Origin of the sequence: Bacteroides caecigallinarum, assembly GCF_016901995.1 — a bacterium.
Lineage (GTDB): Bacteria > Bacteroidota > Bacteroidia > Bacteroidales > Bacteroidaceae > Phocaeicola > Phocaeicola cellulolyticus.
Genome location: NZ_JACJLE010000018.1, coordinates 1 through 20,391, shown reverse-complemented (window position 1 = coordinate 20,391; position 20,391 = coordinate 1). Strand labels below are relative to the sequence as shown.

Below are 20,391 nucleotides of genomic sequence, written 5' to 3'. Positions count from 1 at the left end.
CTGTATGATGTTACCGGGCACAATACTCCCGCCCGGAATGGGAGTTCCTTTCTTTATTGGGGTTATACTTCAGTTATCTTCCGTTACGGGCGGAACTTTTCTCGCCCGACAGTTTACTGTTTCTTCAATGTCGGCAGCGCTCCGTTGAGTACGTAGTGCCAACCTGAGCCTGCGCTCTGCAAGGCGGTGTTCATGGCGACAACTGCCGTCTGCCAGGTAACGTCAGTGCCGTCCACCTTATGAGTGTCATCCTTGCCGTTATTAGAACCGGTGCCGCTGCTGAGATTGCTGTCCCAGTAGCAGGCAGCGACAGTTCCGATGTAATTTTCACCCACGATGCCGCCGATTCTACCTCCTCCTAAGCTGGTAATTTCGCCCGTGGCGTGGTAGCAGCCGGTTACGGTACCTTGGGAGTTAATTCCCACCACACCGCCGACAAAGGAACCATCCGTACTCGTGACAGTCACGTTGCCCGTGGAGTAGCAGGCCATGAGGAAGCTATTGTTTCCCAGGTTGCCCAGCACGCCGCCGACACATAAACTGCCCGATACAGCCGCTGTAGAATGGCAGCCATCGATGATTACCCCGAGATAGCTGCCTCCGGCTATTCCGCCGACATTGACACTACCCATCACAGTCCCTTCCGCCGAGCAGCCGGAGATGGTGCCATAGTTTGATCCCGCAATGCCGCCGGTATCGGTGAACCCCTTACCTGTCACCGTGCCATTGACCGAGCAATTCTCTACAGTGCCATAGTTCTGTCCCGCAATGCCGCCGACGCAGTTTGCACCGGATACGCTTATATTTGTCAGCGTCACGTTCTGCACCTTACCTCCACTGTCGAGACAGCCAATCAGTCCTACATTGTCCGTTCCCGATTGGTCAATCTTCAGCCCCGTGATGGTATGGCCGCCGCCGTCGAAGTTGCCGGTGTATGGTCGGCTTTCAGTTCCTATCGGCGTCCACTCCCCGGTCAGGGTGATGTCGCCGGTCAGGGTGATGTCGATGTCGGTCTTCCCCTCTTCGTTCACCAGCTTGGCTACATTTCTCAGCCCGTCGTCGGTGGTGACGGTGTAGCTGCCGTCGCCCTCTATGGTGTATCCCGGGTCTTTTGCCGCAGCGAGGGAGACGGTGTAGGTATATTCCTCGCCCGCCTGCCAGTCGGTATCGTTCTTCATCTTATAGACGAAGACCTTGCCGTTGGTGAATTTGCAGGTAATGAATGTCGTGCCCGTTGCCACACTTTGCGGGGCGACGAGGGCGGTGTAGGTGTCGCCGCCCTTGTCATGCGGGGCGATTACAGCCGGGTTGCCATTCTCGGTGGAGAGGCCCGTCAGCGACACGGACTTCAGCCCCTCGGTGTAGTCCGTCAGAACGACGGTCACCCGTGCCGTGCGGTGGGTGAAGCGGAGCGTGGGGTTGCCGTAGCTCACCGTCTGTTCCTCGGCTACGATGAAGTCGCTGCCCTCGAAGTCTTTCCGGGCACTTTGGTCGGCAGCTACCTTCACGGCAGGCGGGGTTGTCTCGCCAGCGGTGTAGGGCCACCACGCCGTGACGGTGATGTTATTGTGGTTGGTCCAGTAGTGCGGGTCATCGGAGGTCAGCGTGGCGCCGGTGTTGTCGGAGGTGGAGGGCGTCACATTGTATGCCTTCACCGTGCCGCCAATCAGGACGCCCACTAAAGAGACCCCTTCCCAGTTGCCGTCCACGGGGGCACGGGTACCGGCGGTGGCTGTCGCGTCGGGGTTCAGCCCCGTGGCGGTGAAGACGACGGGTGTGCCTTCCGCCCCTTCCGGCAGGAAGCCCGCTTCGTCCTGCGTGCAGGCAGTAAAGCCGAGCAGCAGGGCGAGGGCTGCGGATATATGGATGGTTGTTCGTTTCATGATGCGTGTTGTTTAGGGTTCGTTATTGTTTCTTTTGCAGTACGGGCAGGTCGTCGGTACCGAGTACCCACTGGTAGTCGTTGTCGGTAAGGGCAGCGTTCATGCCACCAACAGCGTCCTGCCAAGTGGTCGTACCCTTCACCTTCGTGGCACCTACCGTTCCTCCTTGATTATTTGCTCCATGTCCGGCGTTTCCGCCATAGAAGCAGGCGGTGATGGTGCTATAGTTGTAAGCAGCGATGCCGCCATTAGCATAATTCGTTGTTAAATTTCCATCGAACCAACAGCCAATAATGCTACCGCGGTTGATAGACGCAATGCCACCGACATCACCGCTATTTGCAGTAATATCTCCATTTACGGAGCAGGCAGTAATGGTGCCGTAGTTGGCATTTGCTATGCCGCCGGCCGCACCGTTTTGCTGCACATCGTAGTCCACATCCACCAGTTGCAGGTTCTTCACCTCGCCGTTGCCGCCGATACCGCCGAACAACGCAGCACTCTCACCCTGCGGATTGTCCGTAGTGATGGCCAGCCCCGTGATGCGGTGTCCCTGTCCGTCGAAGGTGCCTTGATAACCGGTACTAGAACTGAAACCACTGCCTATCGGTGTCCATGTCTTGCCCGTCAGGTCAATGTCGGCGGTGAGGGTGCAGTTGATGGTAGGGTCGGTCTGCACAGCCTCTGCCCATTCCTTCAGGCCGTTAGCGGTGTAGACTGTGTAGCTGCCGTCGTCCTGTATGAAATAGCCCAAATCCTCTGCCGTGCCGCTCTCGCTGCCGCCGTCAGTCCAGCCGCCGATGGTGCAGCCCTCCAGCGTCAAGCCGGTGGCGTTCACATTGACGGTGTAGGTGTAGCGGCTGCCGGCTGCCAGCACCACATCGCTATGCGGACGGAAATAGTAAGTGCCTCCGCCTAAATCCACCTGTATGAACGGGGTATTCGCCTTCACGGTCTGCGGTGCTGTGAGGGCTTCGTAGGTGTCGCTGCCCGGCGCGTATGTTTTGATAGTGGCGGGATTGCCGTTATCCGTGCCCAGGCCGGTCACGGAAACATCTGCTCCCGTCACGCTCGTGATGCCGTCTCCCGGCTTAAGAAGAAGCGTTATACGCGCCGTGCGGTGGCTGAACTCAAGCGTCGGGTTGTCGAACTGCACTGCCTGGGCTTCGGCGGAGATGAAGTCGCTGCCCTCGAAGCCTTCCTTCGTGCTTTGGTCGGCCTTTACTACCACATCGGGCATCGTGGTGCCGTATGGCCACCATGCCGAAACGGTGATGTCCTCACGGCTTGTCCACCAGAAGGGGTCGGTGTCGCTGCTCAGGGTGGCGGAGCGGTAGTCGTCTGCATCGGATGCCGTCACATCGTATTCCTTCACCGTGCCGCCCACGCTGAGGGCTACGGTCTGTACGCCCTGCCAGTCGCCGTCCACGGTGGCGCGTGAGGCAGGGGTTGCCACGGCTTGCAGGCCGGTGGCGCGGATTACCAATGGATACTCGCCTTCGGGCAACGTGCCGCCGCCGAGATCGTCCTGCGTGCAGGCGGCGAGGGCGAACAGCAGCGCGGTGGCTGCGGGGATAAATAATCTATGTCTCATAATTCTTCATTCTTAATTAATAATGTCTTACAGGTCAGCGCCCACTTCTCCGCCGTCTACGTCGTTCCACTTTGCAATGGTGGCTTCGCTGACTTCAAGGTTTTTGTTGCGTACCTTGACGGTATAGGTATAGTTGTTGCCCGCCTGCAGTGCGCCTTCGGGCACGGTGAGCGTGGCACGATAATTCTGACTTCTGTAATTCACAGTCAACGGCAGGGATGCAGCTGTCTGCGGGAAGAGGATGACCGATGACGTGAGGTTGCCGTCGGCCAGCTCCATGGTCAGTTCTCCGGTCTGTGCCCCGTCGTCTGCGGTGGCAATGCCGTCGGCCGTGTTGAACGTACCGGTGAGTATCAATCCGCCCAGCGTGTAACGTTCAGGCTTGACCACACTGAAATCCACGTCGTCGCCCGCCTCGAAGGTAAGGGTTATCCGGCTCATGCGGTGGTGGAAGGAGTTGTCTGCGCCGCCTTCAGCCGTTTTGTCGGTGAAGCTCACCTCCGGGCTGTTTTTGTCTCCCGTGGCTCCTGAAGCAAAGAGGAAGTCGATGGCAGGCTGGTTCTGCTGCGCCGTGGCATCGGTCGTGGCTGCGAGGGTGCCTCCCGCTGCGTTGTACGGATAGTAGGCGCGGAAAGTATGGGTCTTTACATCTTCGATATAGATGACCTTTTCTTCTGCCTCAAATTTCCCGTTCTTCAGGATGAAAGGCACGTTGCCGTACCGGGTATCGTTGCCGATGTCGGTGACGCCGATGCGGTCTCCGTTATCCCATGTGGTTCCGCTGGCGCGGGTGGCGGGGGCGATGTCGGCGATAAACCGGGCGGCCACGGGACCGTCATTGTTCAGAATCTCGTTGTCGTTATTGCAGGCTGCCAGTGCGAGGGCGAGCGCCGCAAGTGCAAAAAATCTTGTCTTCATTATATCTGTCATTTTATTAGTTACAAATCGGCATTTACATCATCACCTTTCACTTCTTCCCAGCCGGTAATTCCGGCTCCGTCCACTTCCATGCCTTCGGGAGTCTCAACCAGCGTTCCGCCGAGGGTCAGCGATTCGCCCTTTCCGGTGTTGAACTCCTTGAGAGCTTCCGTAAGGTCGCTTTTCAACGTGGTGGGGGTCGGGTTGCCGTCAGCATAGCGGATTTCGCCCGTCAGCAACTGTTCCGTGCCGGTCACACCCAGCAGCCGCACCGTGGCTTTCCACTTGCCGGCATCATCACCTTCGGTTATCTTGGTGAAGGGCAGTACGACGCTCGAAGCGGCTCCGTAGGTATCGGTTGCGAAGTCGAGTGTTCCGGCTGCACCCGTCAGATGGGCAATAATCTCCGTGATGCGTCCGGCGGCATCACCCGTCGGCTCGACGACAAGCGTCAGCTCGCGCACCTGCTGCTTCATCGCGGCGGTCAGCGGATAGTCCTTGTCTTTCTCGATGCTCAACTGTTCCGTATAGGTGAAGAACCATCCCGGAGTATTGTTCACAAAGGCATCCGTGCCTGCCCGGTTTCCCGTGGCTGCGGCAACGGTGGCGGTGGTGCCGCTTACCGTGATTCCTTCAGCCGGGTTCCACACCGCAAGGGTGTAGCTTCCCGGAGCAAACAGATGGTCGGGGGCATGGGTGGCGGAAGTCTCCGTACCCGTATAGTCGCCCATGTTGACCGTCCATGTGGCAGGTATGTCGATGCCCTCACCGCGGGCCGACCAGTCGGCTGTCACCGCAATCTTCCCGTAGTCGGGATGCGGCGTGTCATAAAGCGTGTCCTTCACGCAGGAAGAGAGCAGCACGGCGGCTGCCATTCCCATCATATTTATATATTGTCTTGCTTTCATATTCGATTATTCTCCGTTTTTAGAACAACTTACATAAATCGGGCTGCGCCTCGGCATTCTAAAGTAAACTTTAATGCGCTCGGCTTGCACCAATTTTCCATACCAATGTCACACCGGCATTGATGGGGCCCCACCAGTCCTTTGTCTCGTTGCCACGGCGCACGCGCACACCGTCGATGACTTCATATTTCTCATAGTCGGCATTCAGGTAGCCCAAGCCGAGGTTGAAATCAAGATTCAGTGCCTTGTTCAGCCGCAGCTGATAGCCGGCAGTGATGCCGCCACCCATCAGGTCGCCCTGCTTGCCCGTTTCGGAGAGCTTGTAGTTGAACTGTCCGGCCTTGAACATCGCACCCAGATACCAGGCTTTCTTCTCGCCCATGTAGTAACGCACTTCCGGAGCCACTTCCCAGAGTGCATAGCGGCGGTCCTTGTCGCTCCACGTCCAAGAAGTCCACGAGCCGTTTACGGCAATGCCCCACGACGGGCAGATGCGCCATTCAAGTCCTAAATCGGGTGTCAGGGTAGCCCAGCGCAACAGGTTGGCACGCAGGGAGAGATGATAATCATTTGTGATTTTGGTTTCCGACGGCGTGTCGGCAAGTGTGTTTTGTTGAGCGGCTTTCTCTGCCTCTGCCTTTTCAGCGGCAAGTCGGGCTTCTTCCGCCTTGCGCTGCTCTTCGGCAAGCCGTTCCTGTTCGGCACGTTTTTCTGCTTCTAATCGTTCGGCTTCCGCTTTGCATCGGGCTTTCGCATCCGTATCCGTTACGGCTGTCTCTTTTACCGGTACCGTCAGGCGCACGGTGACGAAATCACCTTCTGCCGCATGGTTACGGGTGACGAAGCATTCTTCCGTCAGTTCCCGGCGCACGATAAGTTCCGATTTCACTCTATTCGAGCGGATTCTCGCCATGGCGAGATTTTCCGTTTCCGTGGGTTGCGAACAGCAGTATCCGTCCACATGCAGCGGCATCCGGCCTCCGAGTATCTCTGTCTTGTACTTCTCTACACAGGCTTCCAGCCTCGCAAGTTCCCCGTCATTACCGTTCCAGGGTACATAGAACATGTCTTTTCCTGTCTTGAAACGGAAAGTATAGGTCGTGTCCGCCTGTTCCTGTGCCCCGGCGGGAAGCAGGAACAAAGAAAGGAAAACTGTCCAAATCCATTTTTTCAGGCATCTCATATTTTTATTTGGTTTAATTTACTAGTTAAATCTACAATACTGAAGTTCAGTTATTCAGTCTGTGTCCTTCATGTTTACTTTCAAATCTCTTTCAAAATCCAAACGGGCGCGCGACTCGTAACGGAAAAAATTATTATAGTACGTGTCCAGTATTCATAATCAAAACGTTTTCTATAAACCCGTATATAATCGTAAACGAGAAAGGCGTATGCCAGCAAATTATAGGAAAGTACCGTAAAACGGTACATGGAAGAATCCAATAGACCGGCAACGTATGGCAACCACAGAAGAGGTATCAGGCATAGAGCCGCTGTAACTTTCCACATGCTGAATCCGGTAAGGCGGTCGGCATATTCAAACGGATCGTTGTATTCCTGACGCATGAACAGGATACAGGATACCTGACAGGCAGGAAGCACAAGTGACATACTGTCGAACCACTGTCCGGGAGTTACCGTTTGGGACAGGTTCTTGTCCAGCAAGGTAAGCAGTGACATTGCTCCCACAAACAGGACAAGGAGGGAGAAGATTATTTGCATTCCGCGTCCGGGATAGTCGTAGCGGAACGGACGTTCCAGGTAGTCCACATCAGGACGCATCCAACGGGGCATCCATGAAGTATTGCTGTAATCGAGCGTAAACGGAAACGCTGCCAGTCCGCCCAGCAACAGGAATATACTTGCTATGATAGTCATTTCTGTATTCATACGACATTTGTTTTAATGGATTTAACGGGGCATACGAATACGGAAAAGGGCGGAAAGCTCCCGTAAAAAGGAGTTTCCACCCTTGCATGTATTGATGATAATAAGTATATTAACGCGCGAAGATACGCCGGTCGCAATGTGTGTGTGTGTGTGTGTGTGTGTGTTTACACAAATCTCACACATATCCAAATTATCAGCACACTTTTTTGAAGGAAAATATATGCAGGATGCGGCAGACAACAGAACATTGTCTGAACAGATTACTATATTTCCAAAAATGGGCCGCAAACCGGAATACATTTTAATTCAATTTATTAACTGCCGCAAAGATAGCGTATTTTGACGATAAATAAAGTATAAATCAGGGAAATAAATATTTTTTTACTGTATTTCCAGATTCATTTTCAGCCGTTCTATCGCCCGCTCAGCGTTTCCGCTTTCTTCGTTGAGTAGGGTCACGAACCGGCTTCCGATGATGCACCCTGCGGCGTGTGCTGCCGCCGCCTCGTATGTACGGCGGTTTGAGATGCCGAAACCTATCATGCGCGGGTTGCGCAGGTTCATGCCTTCTATCCTCTTGAAGTATTCCTGTTTCCGGGCGTCAAAGTCCTTCTGTGCTCCGGTTACGGCTGCCGACGATACCATGTAGATGAATCCTTCGGTATTATCGTCGATGAGGCGTATTCTTTCTTCCGATGTTTCGGGGGTGATGAGCATTATCACTTTGATGCCGTACTTTTCGGCTATTGGCTTAACTGATTGCATGTACTCATCGAAAGGCAGGTCGGGGATGATTGCCCCGTCGATGCCTGTGCTGCTGCAACTCCTGAAGAACTGTTCCATTCCGTATTGCATTATCGGATTGAGATAGCCCATAAGGACGAGCGGTATGCTCACTGTGTTGCGGATGCCTTCAAGTTGTGCGAACAGTCCGGTCAGTGTCATGCCGTTGCGTAGTGCCTGACATGACGCGTTCTGAATCACAGGACCGTCGGCAAGAGGGTCGCTGAAAGGTACTCCTATCTCAATCATATCCACTCCGTTCTTTTCGAGTGAGGTTATCACTTCTGCTGTATTGTCGGCTTTAGGTGCGCCTGCACAGAAATAGATTGAAAGAATGTCATGTTTCTTATTGCTGAAGAGTTCGTTTATTCTGTCCATAGTTGTATCTGTTTTTATTCTGTCCTTAATCGTTTTATGAATTCGGCGATGGCTTCGATGTCTTTTATTCCCGGAGCTGTCTCGAAACCGCTGTTGATGTCTATTCCGGCGAACGACGGATGGCGGAATGATGAAATCTGCTCCAGGCTTTCCGGTCTTATTCCACCGCTGAGCAGGAATGGTGTATTTCCGTGATAGCTTTGTGTGAGCGTCCAGTCGAATGTCTTGCCCGATCCGCCGTAGGCTGCGCAAGGGGTATCGAAGAGATAGTATCGGCACAGCCCGTCGTATGGTGCTGTTATGGTGTCGGCATTGTCAGTTTTTAGAGAGAAGGCTTTTATTATGTCTATACCTTTGCTTCGTATGGCTCTGCATTGCTCGGGCGATTCATTTCCGTGTAGCTGCACTAGGTTGAGACCGAACTCTCTTACCTTATATAATATATACTCCGTTTCGCTGTTTACGAATACTCCAACGCGGAGCGATGAAGCCGGCATGTACTCCGGAACTGCATCTGCGAAACGCGGTGAGGAAGGATGGAAGATGAAACCTGTCATGTCCGGTTTCAGTTTGTCCAATGCTCTTATATTTCCGGCATGTTTCATGCCACATACTTTGATAATCATTATTGTATTGTTAAATGATAGTATTTATTTAGTGTTACACGTTCGTGTCACTCTCGTTACACGTACGTGTTACGCGTGTGACACGTCTGTGTTCCGCCCGTTACACGTTCGTGTAACGCTAATTGCGTCTAAGCTTTTTATTGCTTCAGGGCTGTTTCCAGTTCTTCGATGAGTATTTTCAGTGCGATGGACGGTTCTGCGGTTTTCATGAATGATTCTCCCATGAGGAATCCGTTGTAGCCTGCCTGTCGGAGTCTGATGATGGTTTCTGCCCCTGAGATTCCGCTTTCCGATATGTGCGGTATTCCTTTCGGAAGTTTTTCGGCAAGGCGGAATGAGTTTTCCACATCTGTGTGGAAACTACCGAGATCCCGGTTGTTCACTCCTATGAGGTCGATGCAGTCCGTCACATATTCCAGTTCGTCTTCCGAATGTATTTCCAATAAAACTTCGAGTCCCAGGCTGTGCGCCATTTCTGCGAGGTGTCTGCATTCGTCCTTTTCAAGTGCGGCGGCTATCAGCAGTATGGCATCAGCCCGAAGGACTACGGACTGCAATATCTGATATTCCGATATGATGAAATCTTTTCTCAGAATAGGGGTGGTTGGAGCTGCATGGCGGGCTTTGAAGAGGTCTCCTTCTTTGCCTCCAAAGAATTTTCTGTCTGTAAGGACTGACAGTCCTGCCGCTCCGGCTTTTGCATATTCTCTGGTTATCTGCTTGATATCGGCTTTGCGGTTTATCCATCCCTTTGAGGGAGAACGACGTTTGAATTCTGATATTATTCCGGTGGAAGATGACATTATCGAACGGCTGAGGCTTAACTTTTTTTTTGATTTGATAATGGACACTATTCTTTCGAGCATCTTCATGGTTATATATTCCTTCTGCAGGTTGATTGTTTTGCGCGTGTTGTCTATTATCTGTGTGAGAATATCTTCTTTCATATTTGTGGAGTTATTATTGGTTTATTTCAATGAATTTTTTGAGAGTCTGCATGGCACGTCCGCTTTCGAGTGATTCGCGTGCCTTGGCTACACATTCCTCTATCGGCAGTTGCGGTTCTATGGCCTGTATGGCGAATGATGCGTTGATGAGTACGCATTCGGTCTGTGCCTTTGTGGCGCGGTTGTCCAGCACATTGTCGAAAATTTCTGCTGCCTCGTCGATGGTGTTTCCTCCGTAGAGTTCTTCGCGGCGTGCTATGGTGAAACCTATATCGGAAGGTTTGCAGATGGTTTCATAGCGGTTGGTCATAACCTTGAACTCGTCGGTGAGGGATATTTCGTCGTATCCGTCAAGATTGTTTACTACGGCGAAACCGATGCCGAGACGTTGCAGTGTGTTGGTGTAGAGGCGCATCAGTGTAAGGTCGGCCACTCCGAGCAACTGGTATGCCGGGATGCAGGGATTTACGAGAGGGCCGAGCAGGTTAAAGATGCTTCTTACTCCGAGTTCCTTTCTTACGGATGCCACGGCCTTCATGGCCGGATTGAAGAGAGGCGCGTGCATATATGCCATTCCGCATTCTTCCATCGACTTTCTCAGGCGGGAATTGTCGTTGGTGAATTTCACTCCGTGTTCCTCCATCACGTTGCTTGCTCCGCTCACGGAGGTACTGCCGTAGTTGCCGTGTTTGGCTACCTTATATCCGGCTCCTGCCACTACGAAGCAGGCACATGTGGAGATATTAAATGTGTTCTTGCCGTCGCCTCCCGTGCCTACAATGTCTATCGGTCTGTATTCGCTCAAATCGATATTGACACGTGTGCTGAGGAGTGCTTCGCGGAAACCTATCAGTTCTTCTACTGTTATTCCCCTCATCTGGAAGACCGTGAGGAGTGATGCTATCTGGGTATTGTTGTATTTCTCTCCCGTTATGTTTTTCATGAGCGTACATGCTTCATCGCGTGTAAGTTCCTCATGATTGAATAGTCGTTTGAGTATTTCTTTCATTGTTGAATGTTTTGTTTAGTTGACGAGTTGACAAGTTAACAAGATGACGAGGTTACCGTCCGGATGGAGAACCTTGTCAACTTGTAACTGTAGCCTTGTTACCTTTATTATATGGAAATCCAGTTCTCAATCATTTTCTTTCCGTCTGGGGTAAGTACTGATTCCGGGTGGAACTGAATGCCCCGGACATCGTATTCCTTATGCCGGATTGCCATTATGTAGCCTTCCGCACTGATGGCTGTCACTTCCAGACAGTCGGGGAGAGAATCGTTATCTACAACCCATGAGTGATATCTTCCTACGGGGATTTCTTCGGGAAGACCTTTGAAGATATAGTCATCGGCTGTGATGCGGATTTTACTTTGTATTCCGTGATATACTTCTTTCAGGTTTACCAGTTTTCCTCCGAACACTTCGCCTATGGCCTGCTCGCCAAGGCATACACCGAGGATAGGCTTGTGGCCGGAGTAGGTGCGTATCACGTTGAGAAGGAGTCCTGCCTCTTCGGGTATTCCCGGGCCGGGAGAGAGGAGTATCTTGTCGAAATCCTCAAGTTCTTCCATACTGAAACAGTCGTTTCTGAGTACTGTCACTTCTGCGCCAAGCTCCTTCACGAGGTGGCTGAGGTTGTATGTGAATGAGTCGTAGTTGTCTATGATTACTATTCTCATATTTGATGTTATTTAAAAAGGTGACGAGTTGACAAGTTGACGAGTTGACAAGGTTTTCTACCATCCGGATGGAGAGCCTTTCTATTAACTTGTTGACTGAAGCCTTGTCAACTTATTATAATTTCTCTGCCAGTTCAATGGCTTTTCTCAGTGCTCCGAGTTTGTTGTTTACTTCCTGCAGTTCGTTTTCGACATTACTTTTTGCCACTATGCCGCCTCCTGCCTGAAACCATAGCTCGTTGTTGCGGCTTACAAATGTACGTATTGTTATGGCCTGATTAATATTTTTTCCATCTAAACTGATGAAACCTATGCATCCGCCGTAAACGCCACGGTTGTGTGGTTCGTATTTGCTGATAAGCTGCATAGCCATTACTTTTGGGGCTCCGCTCAGTGTTCCTGCCGGAAAGGTGTCGATGAATGTACTTACAGCGTCGGCTCCGGTGTTTACTTTTCCGCTCACACGGCTCACGAGGTGTATCACGTGGCTGTAGTATTGAGGCTCCTTGTAGAAATCAACTTTCACATCGTGGCAGTTGCGGCTAAGGTCGTTTCTTGCCAGATCTACCAGCATGACGTGCTCGGCATTCTCCTTTGGGTCGGCAAGCAGGGCCTCTGCTGCTTTACGGTCGGCTTCCTTACTGCCTGTCCTTTTGGTGGTTCCTGCTATCGGGTCGATGCTTGCGATTTCATCCTCAATCTTGCAGTGAGTTTCCGGAGACGAACCGAAAATTCTGAATCCGCCGAAATCGAAATAGAACAGGTATGGCGACGGATTTATGCTTCTCAAGGCACGGTAAAGCTTGAAGTCATCGCCTTCGTATCTCTGTATAAACCGTCTTGACATGACTATCTGAAATACGTCGCCTCTCATGCAGTGGCTTATTCCGCGGCGTATGTTATCGCGATGTTCGTCGTCGGTCAGTGTGCTGGTGGTTTCTCCTACAGTTCTGAACTCGTATGCAGTGAAGTTGCGGTTGTTTATGGCTTTTTCTATCTTGTCTATATGACTAGGTTCACCTGGCGACTGCAGTTCTAGCAGTACCATTTCGCTCTTGAATCCGTGGAAAACGATGAGGTATTTATATAATATGTATAGAATTTCCGGTGCGTCGTTCTTCGCGTCTATACTGTCTGGAACGTCTATGTTTTCAAAATAGCGGACGGCATTGAATGTGGTGTAGCCATATACTCCGCAGTATGACGAGTATTCACCTTCTATCCCGAAATGTCCGAGGAAGGTATTTATGGCATTTTCCACGCTTCTCTTATTCTTTACAGATGTTTCTTCTGTAGTTCCGTCGGGGTAAGTGGCGATGGCTTTCCCATGGTTGACACTTATGCTTGCTATCGGGTTGAGGCCGATGAATGACTTGTTGTTCTCTGTTCCGTGATAGTCCGAACTCTCCATCAGTACACTCTGAGGGAAAAGGTCGCGCACTTTCAGGTATGTGCTTACCGGCGTATGTAGGTCGCCCAGTATTGATTTATGTATGGTGGTGTATTGGTATTTTGTATTCATCTTTGGATAATTAAAAATTAAAAATTAAAAATTAATAATTAACAACTAACAACTAATAACCCTTATATTTCAAATAAGTCTCAATATCCTTGTCGCCTCTTCCCGACACTGTAAGTACAACAATATCTGTAGGCTTGAAGTTCATTTTCTCTAAAGCTCCCAAAGCATGTGCCGATTCAAGAGCAGGTATTATCCCTTCTAGAAGTGTAAGTTCGTAAGCAGCCTTGATTGCTTCGTCATCGTTTATAGCCAATACTGTAGCGCGATGTTCTTTGGCAAGATTGGCGTGCATAGGACCTATTCCCGGATAGTCCAGACCGGCAGAGATGGAATAAGGTTCGAGAATCTGTCCGTTAGTATCCTGCATTACCAGAGTCTTGAAACCATGAATGATACCGATTTTACCCAGTTGGATTGTGGCAGCCGACATACCGCTGTTCAATCCCAGTCCGCCTGCTTCGGCAAGTACTATTTTTACTCTCTCATCGTCCAGATAGTGGAATATCGTCCCTGCTGCATTGCTTCCTCCGCCTATGCAAGCCATCAGATAATCAGGATAATCGCGTCCTTCGTGTTCCATGAGCTGCTTCTTGATTTCTTCGCTGATGACGGACTGAAGTCTTGCCACCATATCAGGATAGGGGTGAGGGCCTACTGTAGAGCCTATCACATAATAGGTATCAGTAGGATGACAGCACCAGTCGCGTATGGCTTCGTTTGTGGCATCTTTCAGAGTCATGTTGCCGGAAGTTACCGGGCAGACTGTGGCTCCAAGCATCTTCATTCGTTCCACGTTCACGTGCTGGCGTTCCACATCGGTTTTTCCCATATACACTATACATTCCATTCCCATCAGTGCGCAGACCGTTGCTGTAGCCACACCATGCTGACCGGCTCCCGTTTCTGCTATGATTCTGGTTTTTCCCATACGTTTTGCAAGCAGTACCTGACCTATGGCATTATTGATTTTGTGGGCTCCCGTGTGGTTCAGATCTTCTCTTTTCAGATAAATCTTACATCCGTATTTTTCGGACAGGCGTTTGGCTAGGTAGAGTGGGGAAGGGCGTCCCACATAGTCTTTCAATAACTGCGCGTATTCTTTCTTGAATCCTTCATCTTCAAGCACCTTTGAATATGCTTCCTGAAGTTCGCTTACACATCTGTGCAGTATTTCGGGGATGTATGCTCCACCGAATTCTCCGTAATAACCTTTTTCGTTTACTTGGTAAGATTTCATATCGTTATTGTTTTTTAAATTGTTTCTGAAAATGCAAAAAAGCAGAACGGGCTGCCGTAAAGTACGACAGCCCGCTCTGCTTTTTTAAATTACTTATATCTTTAAATTTGGTATATACACGCGACTGATGCCCTTACGACTTTTGGAGTTGTAAGTGGCGCCACCAGAAGAATGTATTTACCATTGAGTTTGTCATAAATGTTATGTTGTTTGTTGTTTCTGCGGCAAATGTATGTATTATTTTTTATAATCCAAACATTTGGCTGATTTTTTATTGAAAATATTTCACTTTGACTCCGACATTCTTGCAGTCGGCGCCCATTGGCGGATTTTCCTTGAATATGGTTATCTCTATGCTTTTGATGGTCGGGAAATCAGTGAACAGACGTTTGGATATCCTGTAAGCCAGGTGTTCAAGGAGTTTTGCCGGTATATTCATTTCTTCCTTTACAGCCTCATGTATCTCTGCATAATTGATTGTTCCTTCAAGATTGTCTGTAGCAGCAGCTTCGCTGAAATCTGTTTCTATGTCAAGACTGACTTTATACTCTGCACCAACGGTGTTTTCTTGTGGAAGTACGCCATGATAAGAGTAGAATTTCATCTCATTCAGGATGATGTTCATTGATTGGGCTTTCATATATGCTATGGTTTAAAAGAAAAGGCGAAGAATTCCGTTATTGTGTAGGTATTCTTCGCCTAGGTTTGTCATTTATGTTTTAAGTATATTATCCGCATCTTGAAGAACCGCAAGTTGTACAGATAAGACAGCCTTCCTGATAAACCAATGTTTCGTTTCCGCAGTTAGGGCATTTCATACCTTTGGCTTCTGTTCCGTCCTGTACATATTTCTTCAGGGCACGTTCAACACCGACCTTCCATGTGTTGATGTTTTCGCTGTCAAGCTGAAGTGAACCTACAAGTTTGATAACCTGATCGATTGGCATTCTCCAGCGCAATACTCCTGAAATAAGTTTAGCATAGTTCCAGTATTCTTTGTTGAAACGTTCAGACAATCCTTCTACTGTCATTTTGTAGCCACGTTTGTTTTCGAACTGGAAGTCATAGCGCTTGTTTCCATTCTCATCAATGTTCTTGATGATTTTACCGCAAGTTACAGATTTAGGAAGCACTATACCTTCTTCATCATCCTGAAGACCGGTGAAGATTTCGTATGGATGTCCGTCGAGCAAGCCTACAAATGCTACCCATTTCTCTTTGTTGTTCTGGAAGCGTACCACGTCTGCTTCAAGCACTTTTGGTCTTACCTCTACAACCTCAGGACGTTTGCATCTGCATTCTTCTTCCTTGCGCTTTTCTTCCTTGTCTGTCTTTTGTGTTGAAACAAGGACTCCGGCACGTGAGCCGTCACGATATACTGTACATCCCTTGCATCCTGAACGCCAAGCTTCTACGTAAAGATTGTTTACGAGTTCTTCGTCAACAGTGTTAGGCAGGTTGATAGTAACACTGATTGAGTGGTCAACCCATTTCTGGATGCGTCCCTGCATCTTAACCTTCATAAGCCAGTCAACATCATTTGATGTAGCTTTATAGTAAGGTGATTTGGCTACAAGCTCGTCTATTTCTTCTTGAGTATAGTTCTTTGTTGTGTCCAGACCGTTGATTTTCATCCAAGTGAGGAACTTGTGATGGAATACGATATATTCTTCAAAAGCATCACCTGTCTCATCAACGAAATCAATTCTTACGTTTTCGTCGTTAGGATTTACCTTACGGCGTCTCTTATACACAGGCATGAATACTGGTTCTATACCAGAAGTAGTCTGTGTCATAAGACTTGTTGTACCTGTAGGAGCAATAGTAAGACAGGCGATGTTTCTACGTCCGTATCTCACCATATCTTCGTACAGAGCAGGGTCTGCTTCCTTTATACGGTTTACGAAAGGATTGTTCTTTTCTCTTTCGCTGTCATAGATTTCGAATGCGCCACGTTCTTTAGCCATAATAACTGACGAACGGTATGCTTCGATAGCAATGGTCTTGTGTACCTTTTCTGAGAATTCTGTAGCTTCTTCGGTTCCGTATCTTAGTCCCATAGCAGCCAGCATATCTCCTTCAGCAGTAATACCTACTCCTGTACGTCTTCCAAGACCAGACTTTCTGTATATCTTTTCCCAAAGATGACGTTCTGTATTTTTAACTTCATCGTTTTCCGGGTCAGAGTCAATCTTTTCAAGGATGAGACCAATCTTTTCCAGTTCGAGGTCGATGATATCGTCCATTATTCTTTGTGCATATCTTACGTGTGTCTTGAACAAATCAAAATCAAAGTATGCATCCTTTGTAAATGGATTTACAACGTATGAGTAAAGATTGATAGCCAGCAGTCGGCATGAATCGTATGGACACAATGGAATTTCACCGCAAGGGTTTGTAGATACGGTTCTGAATCCGAGGTCGGCATAGCAGTCAGGCACAGATTCTTTCAAAATTGTATCCCAGAACAAGACGCCCGGTTCAGCCGATTTCCATGCGTTGTGTACAATCTTTCTCCATAATTCATTGGCATTGATTTCTTTTACGAACTGTGGATTTTCCGAGTCTATAGGGAATTTCTGTATATATGGCTTGTTGTCAACAGCTGCCTGCATGAACTCGTCGTCAAGTTTTACAGAAACATTTGCTCCTGTAACCTTGCCTTCTGTCATCTTTGCGTCGATGAAAGATTCAGAGTCCGGGTGCTTGATTGAAACACTGAGCATAAGGGCACCTCTACGTCCGTCCTGCGCTACTTCTCTTGTTGAGTTTGAGTAACGTTCCATGAAAGGAACCAGTCCTGTAGATGTAAGTGCAGAGTTCTTTACAGGTGATCCTTTAGGACGGATATGTGACAAGTCGTGACCTACACCGCCTCTACGTTTCATAAGCTGCACCTGCTCTTCGTCGATACGGATAATAGCGCCGTATGAGTCAGCTTTTCCGTCAAGTCCGATTACAAAACAGTTTGATAAGGAAGCGACCTGATATTCGTTACCGATACCGGTCATCGGGCTACCCTGTGGAACAATGTATTTGAAGTGATCGAACAAGTCAAACAATTCCTGTGAAGTCATGCTGTTAGGATAGTTTGCCTCAATTCTGGCAACTTCATTGGCAAGGCGCCAATGCATGTCCCTTGGGGATTTTTCATAGATGTTTCCAAATGAATCTTTCACTGCATATTTGTTTACCCAAACACGCGCGGCAAGTTCATCTCCATTAAAATACTCTAATGAAGCTTCGTATGCTTCATTGTAGCTATAAACCTTTTTTTCCACGATATTATAAGAATAAGTTTGTATCAGTTGTATGTAGATATTAGAGAAATGATTGATGGTGCAAAGCTATCAATGTTTTTTTAATCGACAAAGAAAAAATATATAAAGTTATCAACAGCTTTTTGAAAGTTTTCCATTTTTATTGCTTATAGTGTTGATTTTCAGTTTGTTGTATGTTTTATATATCTGTAAAGTTTTCCATTTTGATTAACTTGTTTCTATTTTGTAGAATATTAGTCTTGAAAAAATATACAATGTTTATTTTTTATATTATCTTTGTGAAATAAGAAAAAATATAAATATGGATTCAATAAAGAATAGAAGAACGATACGTAAATACAAATCTCAGGATATTCCGGAGGATTTGTTGAATGGGCTGTTGGAGGATTCTTTCAGAGCCTCTACAATGGGAAATATGCAGTTGTACAGTGTAGTTGTAACTCGTAGTAATGAAATGAAATCTAAACTTGCTCCTATGCATTTTAACCAGCCTATGGTGATGGGAGCTCCTGTTGTTCTGACTTTCTGTGCAGATTTTAATCGCTTTAGCCTGTGGTGTAAGCAGCGGAATGCTGAGCCGGGATATGACAATTTCCTTTCATTTATAAATGCTCTTTCAGATGCATTGTTGGTAACTCAGAATTTTTGTACTCTAGCCGAGGAAAATGGATTGGGAATATGTTATTTGGGTACAACCATTTATAATCCTGAACCTATAATAGATTTGCTGAAATTACCTAAGCTGGTCGTTCCTGTAGCAACTATAACGGTGGGTTATCCGGATGAATGTCCTTCACAGCCTGATAGACTTCCTTTGAACGGTATTATTCATAATGAAGTTTATTCACAGTACACTCCAGAAGATATAGATGAGATATATGCTTATAAGGAATCACTTCCAGAAAACAAGCATTTTATTGAAATTAATAAAAAAGAGACTTTGGCACAGATATTTACAGATATAAGATATCGAAAGGCTGATAATGAAATGATGTCAGCAGGCTTGATTAATGTGTTAAAACGTCAGGGATTTTTTGAGTAACATAGAATTAGTATAAAAAATAAAGACCACATTTACTGTGGTCTTTTATTTTTTATGTTTATATTGAAATAGTTTATTTCATTCTTATACTAGCCTCTATTTCGTCAATTTCATTTTTGAATGCTTTATCTACGTCAACCTGATCTTTAACAATTTTGCATGCGTGCAATACTGTTGCATGGTCTTTCTTACCTATAAGCTGTCCAATCTTTGAAGAAGAGGTTTCTGTATGTTTCTTGGCAAGATACATAGCAACCTGTCTAACCTGAACGACTTCTCTTTTTCTTGTCTTTGTATGTATTGTTGAAGTATCTACCTTGTAGTATTCACATACCTTTTCGATTATATCTTCAACAGTAACAGGTTTAACTTCAGCGCATTTTACAGCCTTTCTTACTATTCTTTGAGTCAAATCAATATCTATTTCACGTTTGAATAGTATAGACTGTGCCAACAATGAGTTTACAATACCCTCTAGTTCACGAACGCTTTCATTAACGTTTTCAGCAATGTAGCTGATAACAGATTCTGATATAGTAAGACCGTCGCGACGAATCTTATTACGTAATATATTTTTTCGCAGTTCTGTATCAGGCTTCTCTAATTCGGCTACTAAACCCCATTTGAAACGTGTCAGCAATCGGTCTTCCATTCCTTGTAACATTACCGGAGCGCGGTCAGATGTCAGGATTAGCTGCTTACCATTTTGGTGTAGATGATTGAATATATGAAAGAAGGTATTCTGAGTTTTTGTTACTCCGGCAAACTCTTGTATATCATCAATGATGAGTACGTCAATAGTTTGATAGAAAGTAATAAAATCATTGAAATGATTGGTTCTTACAGAATCTGTGTATTGCACCTGGAACAAATGTGCAGATACATATAAAACTCTTTTTTCCGGGTATAGTTCTTTAATACGCGTACCAATAGCATTGACAAGATGTGTCTTGCCAACTCCTGAAGGACCATATATAAATAATGGGTTAAAAGTTCTGGCAGGGTTTTGTGCAACTGTTTCAGCTACAGTTCTCGAAAACTCATTGCTAGTACCTTTGATGAAATTGTCAAAATTGTAGTTAGGATTTAAATGTGGGTCCAAATCCTGTACAACTTGAGCTTGTAGAGGGTTTGGAGTCTTGTTTGCATTCTGCACATTGTTTTGCTGTACAGCCTGTGAACGTTTTGTTCCCTCTATATTTACTGTTATTTGGTTTGTTTTGTCTGTAAGAATGGAGTACATCAGTTCCGTACCTTCTCCTATTTCCTTATATATAGCGGCACGGAGTAAACCTACATACTTTTCTTCTAAATATTCATAGAAGAAAGGACTTGGTACCCCTATAGTCAATGCCTTATTGTCGTATTTAAGTGGAACAATAGGCTCAAACCATGTTTTATAAGCAGTTGCATTAACGTTATCTCTTATAAACATGAGACATTTGTTCCATAATGCAATAGCTTGATTCCCTTCAATCATATTTCTTAATCTAATATCTTAATTTCTTTTTTAGCAAATTATCTACGGTGCAAATTTCGGCATGAAATTTCAGAAAAACAAATCAACTTTTTCTTGCTTTTCTGAAAAATACTATAAGTGCTTGATTGTCAATTGCTTTTTATTCGTATAAAGCTTTGTTGGAATAAAATTGCAATGTATTTGTAATATCTTGAAAATTAGAAGATTGTTTATTCTCTAAAT

At 47.2% G+C, this 20,391-nt stretch carries 17 protein-coding genes; 1 reads left to right on the top strand and 16 read right to left on the bottom strand.

Annotated elements, in window-relative coordinates; translation table 11 throughout:
* Positions 1 to 113 precede the first annotated feature (113 nt).
* The 15 genes from H6A61_RS06415 to H6A61_RS06345 all read right to left on the bottom strand — a co-directional run bounded on the left by H6A61_RS06415 (position 114) and on the right by H6A61_RS06345 (position 17,647).
* Positions 114 to 1,883, bottom strand: a complete 1,770-nt coding sequence (locus tag H6A61_RS06415) for a fimbrillin family protein (protein ID WP_204392186.1) — start codon at positions 1,881 to 1,883, stop codon at positions 114 to 116.
* Positions 1,884 to 1,905: 22 nt separating this feature from the next.
* Complete coding sequence (locus tag H6A61_RS06410; RefSeq protein ID WP_204392184.1) at positions 1,906 to 3,477, bottom strand: fimbrillin family protein; 1,572 nt, start codon at positions 3,475 to 3,477, stop codon at positions 1,906 to 1,908.
* 27 nt (positions 3,478 to 3,504) lie between these two features.
* Positions 3,505 to 4,395: a fimbrillin family protein gene (locus H6A61_RS06405; protein ID WP_204392182.1), complete on the bottom strand. Its 891-nt coding sequence runs from the start codon at positions 4,393 to 4,395 to the stop codon at positions 3,505 to 3,507.
* A gap of 20 nt (positions 4,396 to 4,415) precedes the next feature.
* Positions 4,416 to 5,303 (bottom strand): FimB/Mfa2 family fimbrial subunit, encoded by an 888-nt coding sequence (locus H6A61_RS06400; protein ID WP_204392180.1) that lies wholly within the window; start codon positions 5,301 to 5,303, stop codon positions 4,416 to 4,418.
* Positions 5,304 to 5,373: 70 nt separating this feature from the next.
* Positions 5,374 to 6,486, bottom strand: a complete 1,113-nt coding sequence (locus H6A61_RS06395) for a DUF3575 domain-containing protein (RefSeq protein WP_204392178.1) — start codon at positions 6,484 to 6,486, stop codon at positions 5,374 to 5,376.
* An 80-nt stretch (positions 6,487 to 6,566) separates the two neighbouring features.
* Complete coding sequence (locus H6A61_RS06390) at positions 6,567 to 7,193, bottom strand: hypothetical protein (RefSeq protein ID WP_204392176.1); 627 nt, start codon at positions 7,191 to 7,193, stop codon at positions 6,567 to 6,569.
* Positions 7,194 to 7,574: 381 nt separating this feature from the next.
* Positions 7,575 to 8,354: a tryptophan synthase subunit alpha gene (gene trpA / locus H6A61_RS06385; RefSeq protein ID WP_204392174.1), complete on the bottom strand. Its 780-nt coding sequence runs from the start codon at positions 8,352 to 8,354 to the stop codon at positions 7,575 to 7,577.
* Between the two features lie 14 nt (positions 8,355 to 8,368).
* Positions 8,369 to 8,980 (bottom strand): phosphoribosylanthranilate isomerase, encoded by a 612-nt coding sequence (locus H6A61_RS06380; protein ID WP_204392172.1) that lies wholly within the window; start codon positions 8,978 to 8,980, stop codon positions 8,369 to 8,371.
* 137 nt (positions 8,981 to 9,117) lie between these two features.
* Positions 9,118 to 9,927, bottom strand: coding sequence for an indole-3-glycerol phosphate synthase TrpC (trpC, locus tag H6A61_RS06375; RefSeq protein WP_204392171.1), 810 nt, complete (start codon positions 9,925 to 9,927; stop codon positions 9,118 to 9,120).
* A 13-nt stretch (positions 9,928 to 9,940) separates the two neighbouring features.
* Positions 9,941 to 10,936 carry an anthranilate phosphoribosyltransferase gene (gene trpD / locus H6A61_RS06370; RefSeq protein ID WP_204392170.1) on the bottom strand — a complete coding sequence of 332 codons (996 nt, stop codon included), beginning with the start codon at positions 10,934 to 10,936 and terminating at the stop codon, positions 9,941 to 9,943.
* A gap of 107 nt (positions 10,937 to 11,043) precedes the next feature.
* Positions 11,044 to 11,607: an anthranilate synthase component II gene (locus H6A61_RS06365; protein WP_204392169.1), complete on the bottom strand. Its 564-nt coding sequence runs from the start codon at positions 11,605 to 11,607 to the stop codon at positions 11,044 to 11,046.
* Between the two features lie 115 nt (positions 11,608 to 11,722).
* Positions 11,723 to 13,129, bottom strand: coding sequence for an anthranilate synthase component I family protein (locus tag H6A61_RS06360; RefSeq protein ID WP_204392168.1), 1,407 nt, complete (start codon positions 13,127 to 13,129; stop codon positions 11,723 to 11,725).
* Positions 13,130 to 13,181: 52 nt separating this feature from the next.
* Positions 13,182 to 14,366: a tryptophan synthase subunit beta gene (gene trpB / locus H6A61_RS06355; protein WP_204392167.1), complete on the bottom strand. Its 1,185-nt coding sequence runs from the start codon at positions 14,364 to 14,366 to the stop codon at positions 13,182 to 13,184.
* A gap of 271 nt (positions 14,367 to 14,637) precedes the next feature.
* A complete protein-coding gene (folB, locus tag H6A61_RS06350) occupies positions 14,638 to 15,006 on the bottom strand; it encodes a dihydroneopterin aldolase (RefSeq protein ID WP_204392166.1) in 369 nt (122 codons plus the stop codon).
* 88 nt (positions 15,007 to 15,094) lie between these two features.
* Positions 15,095 to 17,647, bottom strand: coding sequence for an adenosylcobalamin-dependent ribonucleoside-diphosphate reductase (locus tag H6A61_RS06345; RefSeq protein ID WP_204392164.1), 2,553 nt, complete (start codon positions 17,645 to 17,647; stop codon positions 15,095 to 15,097).
* Between the two features lie 301 nt (positions 17,648 to 17,948).
* On the opposite strand from H6A61_RS06345, the gene H6A61_RS06340 reads away from it, so the two are divergent.
* Positions 17,949 to 18,689, top strand: a complete 741-nt coding sequence (locus H6A61_RS06340; RefSeq protein WP_154044034.1) for a nitroreductase family protein — start codon at positions 17,949 to 17,951, stop codon at positions 18,687 to 18,689.
* A gap of 73 nt (positions 18,690 to 18,762) precedes the next feature.
* Here H6A61_RS06340 and dnaA read toward each other — a convergent pair whose 3' ends face one another.
* Positions 18,763 to 20,169 carry a chromosomal replication initiator protein DnaA gene (gene dnaA, locus H6A61_RS06335; RefSeq protein ID WP_204392157.1) on the bottom strand — a complete coding sequence of 469 codons (1,407 nt, stop codon included), beginning with the start codon at positions 20,167 to 20,169 and terminating at the stop codon, positions 18,763 to 18,765.
* Between the last annotated feature and the right edge of the window lie 222 nt (positions 20,170 to 20,391).

Coding starts and splice junctions, on each gene's coding strand:
- H6A61_RS06415 (WP_204392186.1), bottom strand. CDS start 1,883: ATGAAACGAACAACCATCCATATATCCGCAGCCCTCGCCCTGCTGCTC.
- H6A61_RS06410 (WP_204392184.1), bottom strand. CDS start 3,477: ATGAGACATAGATTATTTATCCCCGCAGCCACCGCGCTGCTGTTCGCC.
- H6A61_RS06405 (WP_204392182.1), bottom strand. CDS start 4,395: ATGAAGACAAGATTTTTTGCACTTGCGGCGCTCGCCCTCGCACTGGCA.
- H6A61_RS06400 (WP_204392180.1), bottom strand. CDS start 5,303: ATGAAAGCAAGACAATATATAAATATGATGGGAATGGCAGCCGCCGTG.
- H6A61_RS06395 (WP_204392178.1), bottom strand. CDS start 6,486: ATGAGATGCCTGAAAAAATGGATTTGGACAGTTTTCCTTTCTTTGTTC.
- H6A61_RS06390 (WP_204392176.1), bottom strand. CDS start 7,193: ATGAATACAGAAATGACTATCATAGCAAGTATATTCCTGTTGCTGGGC.
- trpA (WP_204392174.1), bottom strand. CDS start 8,354: ATGGACAGAATAAACGAACTCTTCAGCAATAAGAAACATGACATTCTT.
- H6A61_RS06380 (WP_204392172.1), bottom strand. CDS start 8,980: ATGATTATCAAAGTATGTGGCATGAAACATGCCGGAAATATAAGAGCA.
- trpC (WP_204392171.1), bottom strand. CDS start 9,927: ATGAAAGAAGATATTCTCACACAGATAATAGACAACACGCGCAAAACA.
- trpD (WP_204392170.1), bottom strand. CDS start 10,936: ATGAAAGAAATACTCAAACGACTATTCAATCATGAGGAACTTACACGC.
- H6A61_RS06365 (WP_204392169.1), bottom strand. CDS start 11,607: ATGAGAATAGTAATCATAGACAACTACGACTCATTCACATACAACCTC.
- H6A61_RS06360 (WP_204392168.1), bottom strand. CDS start 13,129: ATGAATACAAAATACCAATACACCACCATACATAAATCAATACTGGGC.
- trpB (WP_204392167.1), bottom strand. CDS start 14,366: ATGAAATCTTACCAAGTAAACGAAAAAGGTTATTACGGAGAATTCGGT.
- folB (WP_204392166.1), bottom strand. CDS start 15,006: ATGAAAGCCCAATCAATGAACATCATCCTGAATGAGATGAAATTCTAC.
- H6A61_RS06340 (WP_154044034.1), top strand. CDS start 17,949: ATGGATTCAATAAAGAATAGAAGAACGATACGTAAATACAAATCTCAG.
- dnaA (WP_204392157.1), bottom strand. CDS start 20,169: ATGATTGAAGGGAATCAAGCTATTGCATTATGGAACAAATGTCTCATG.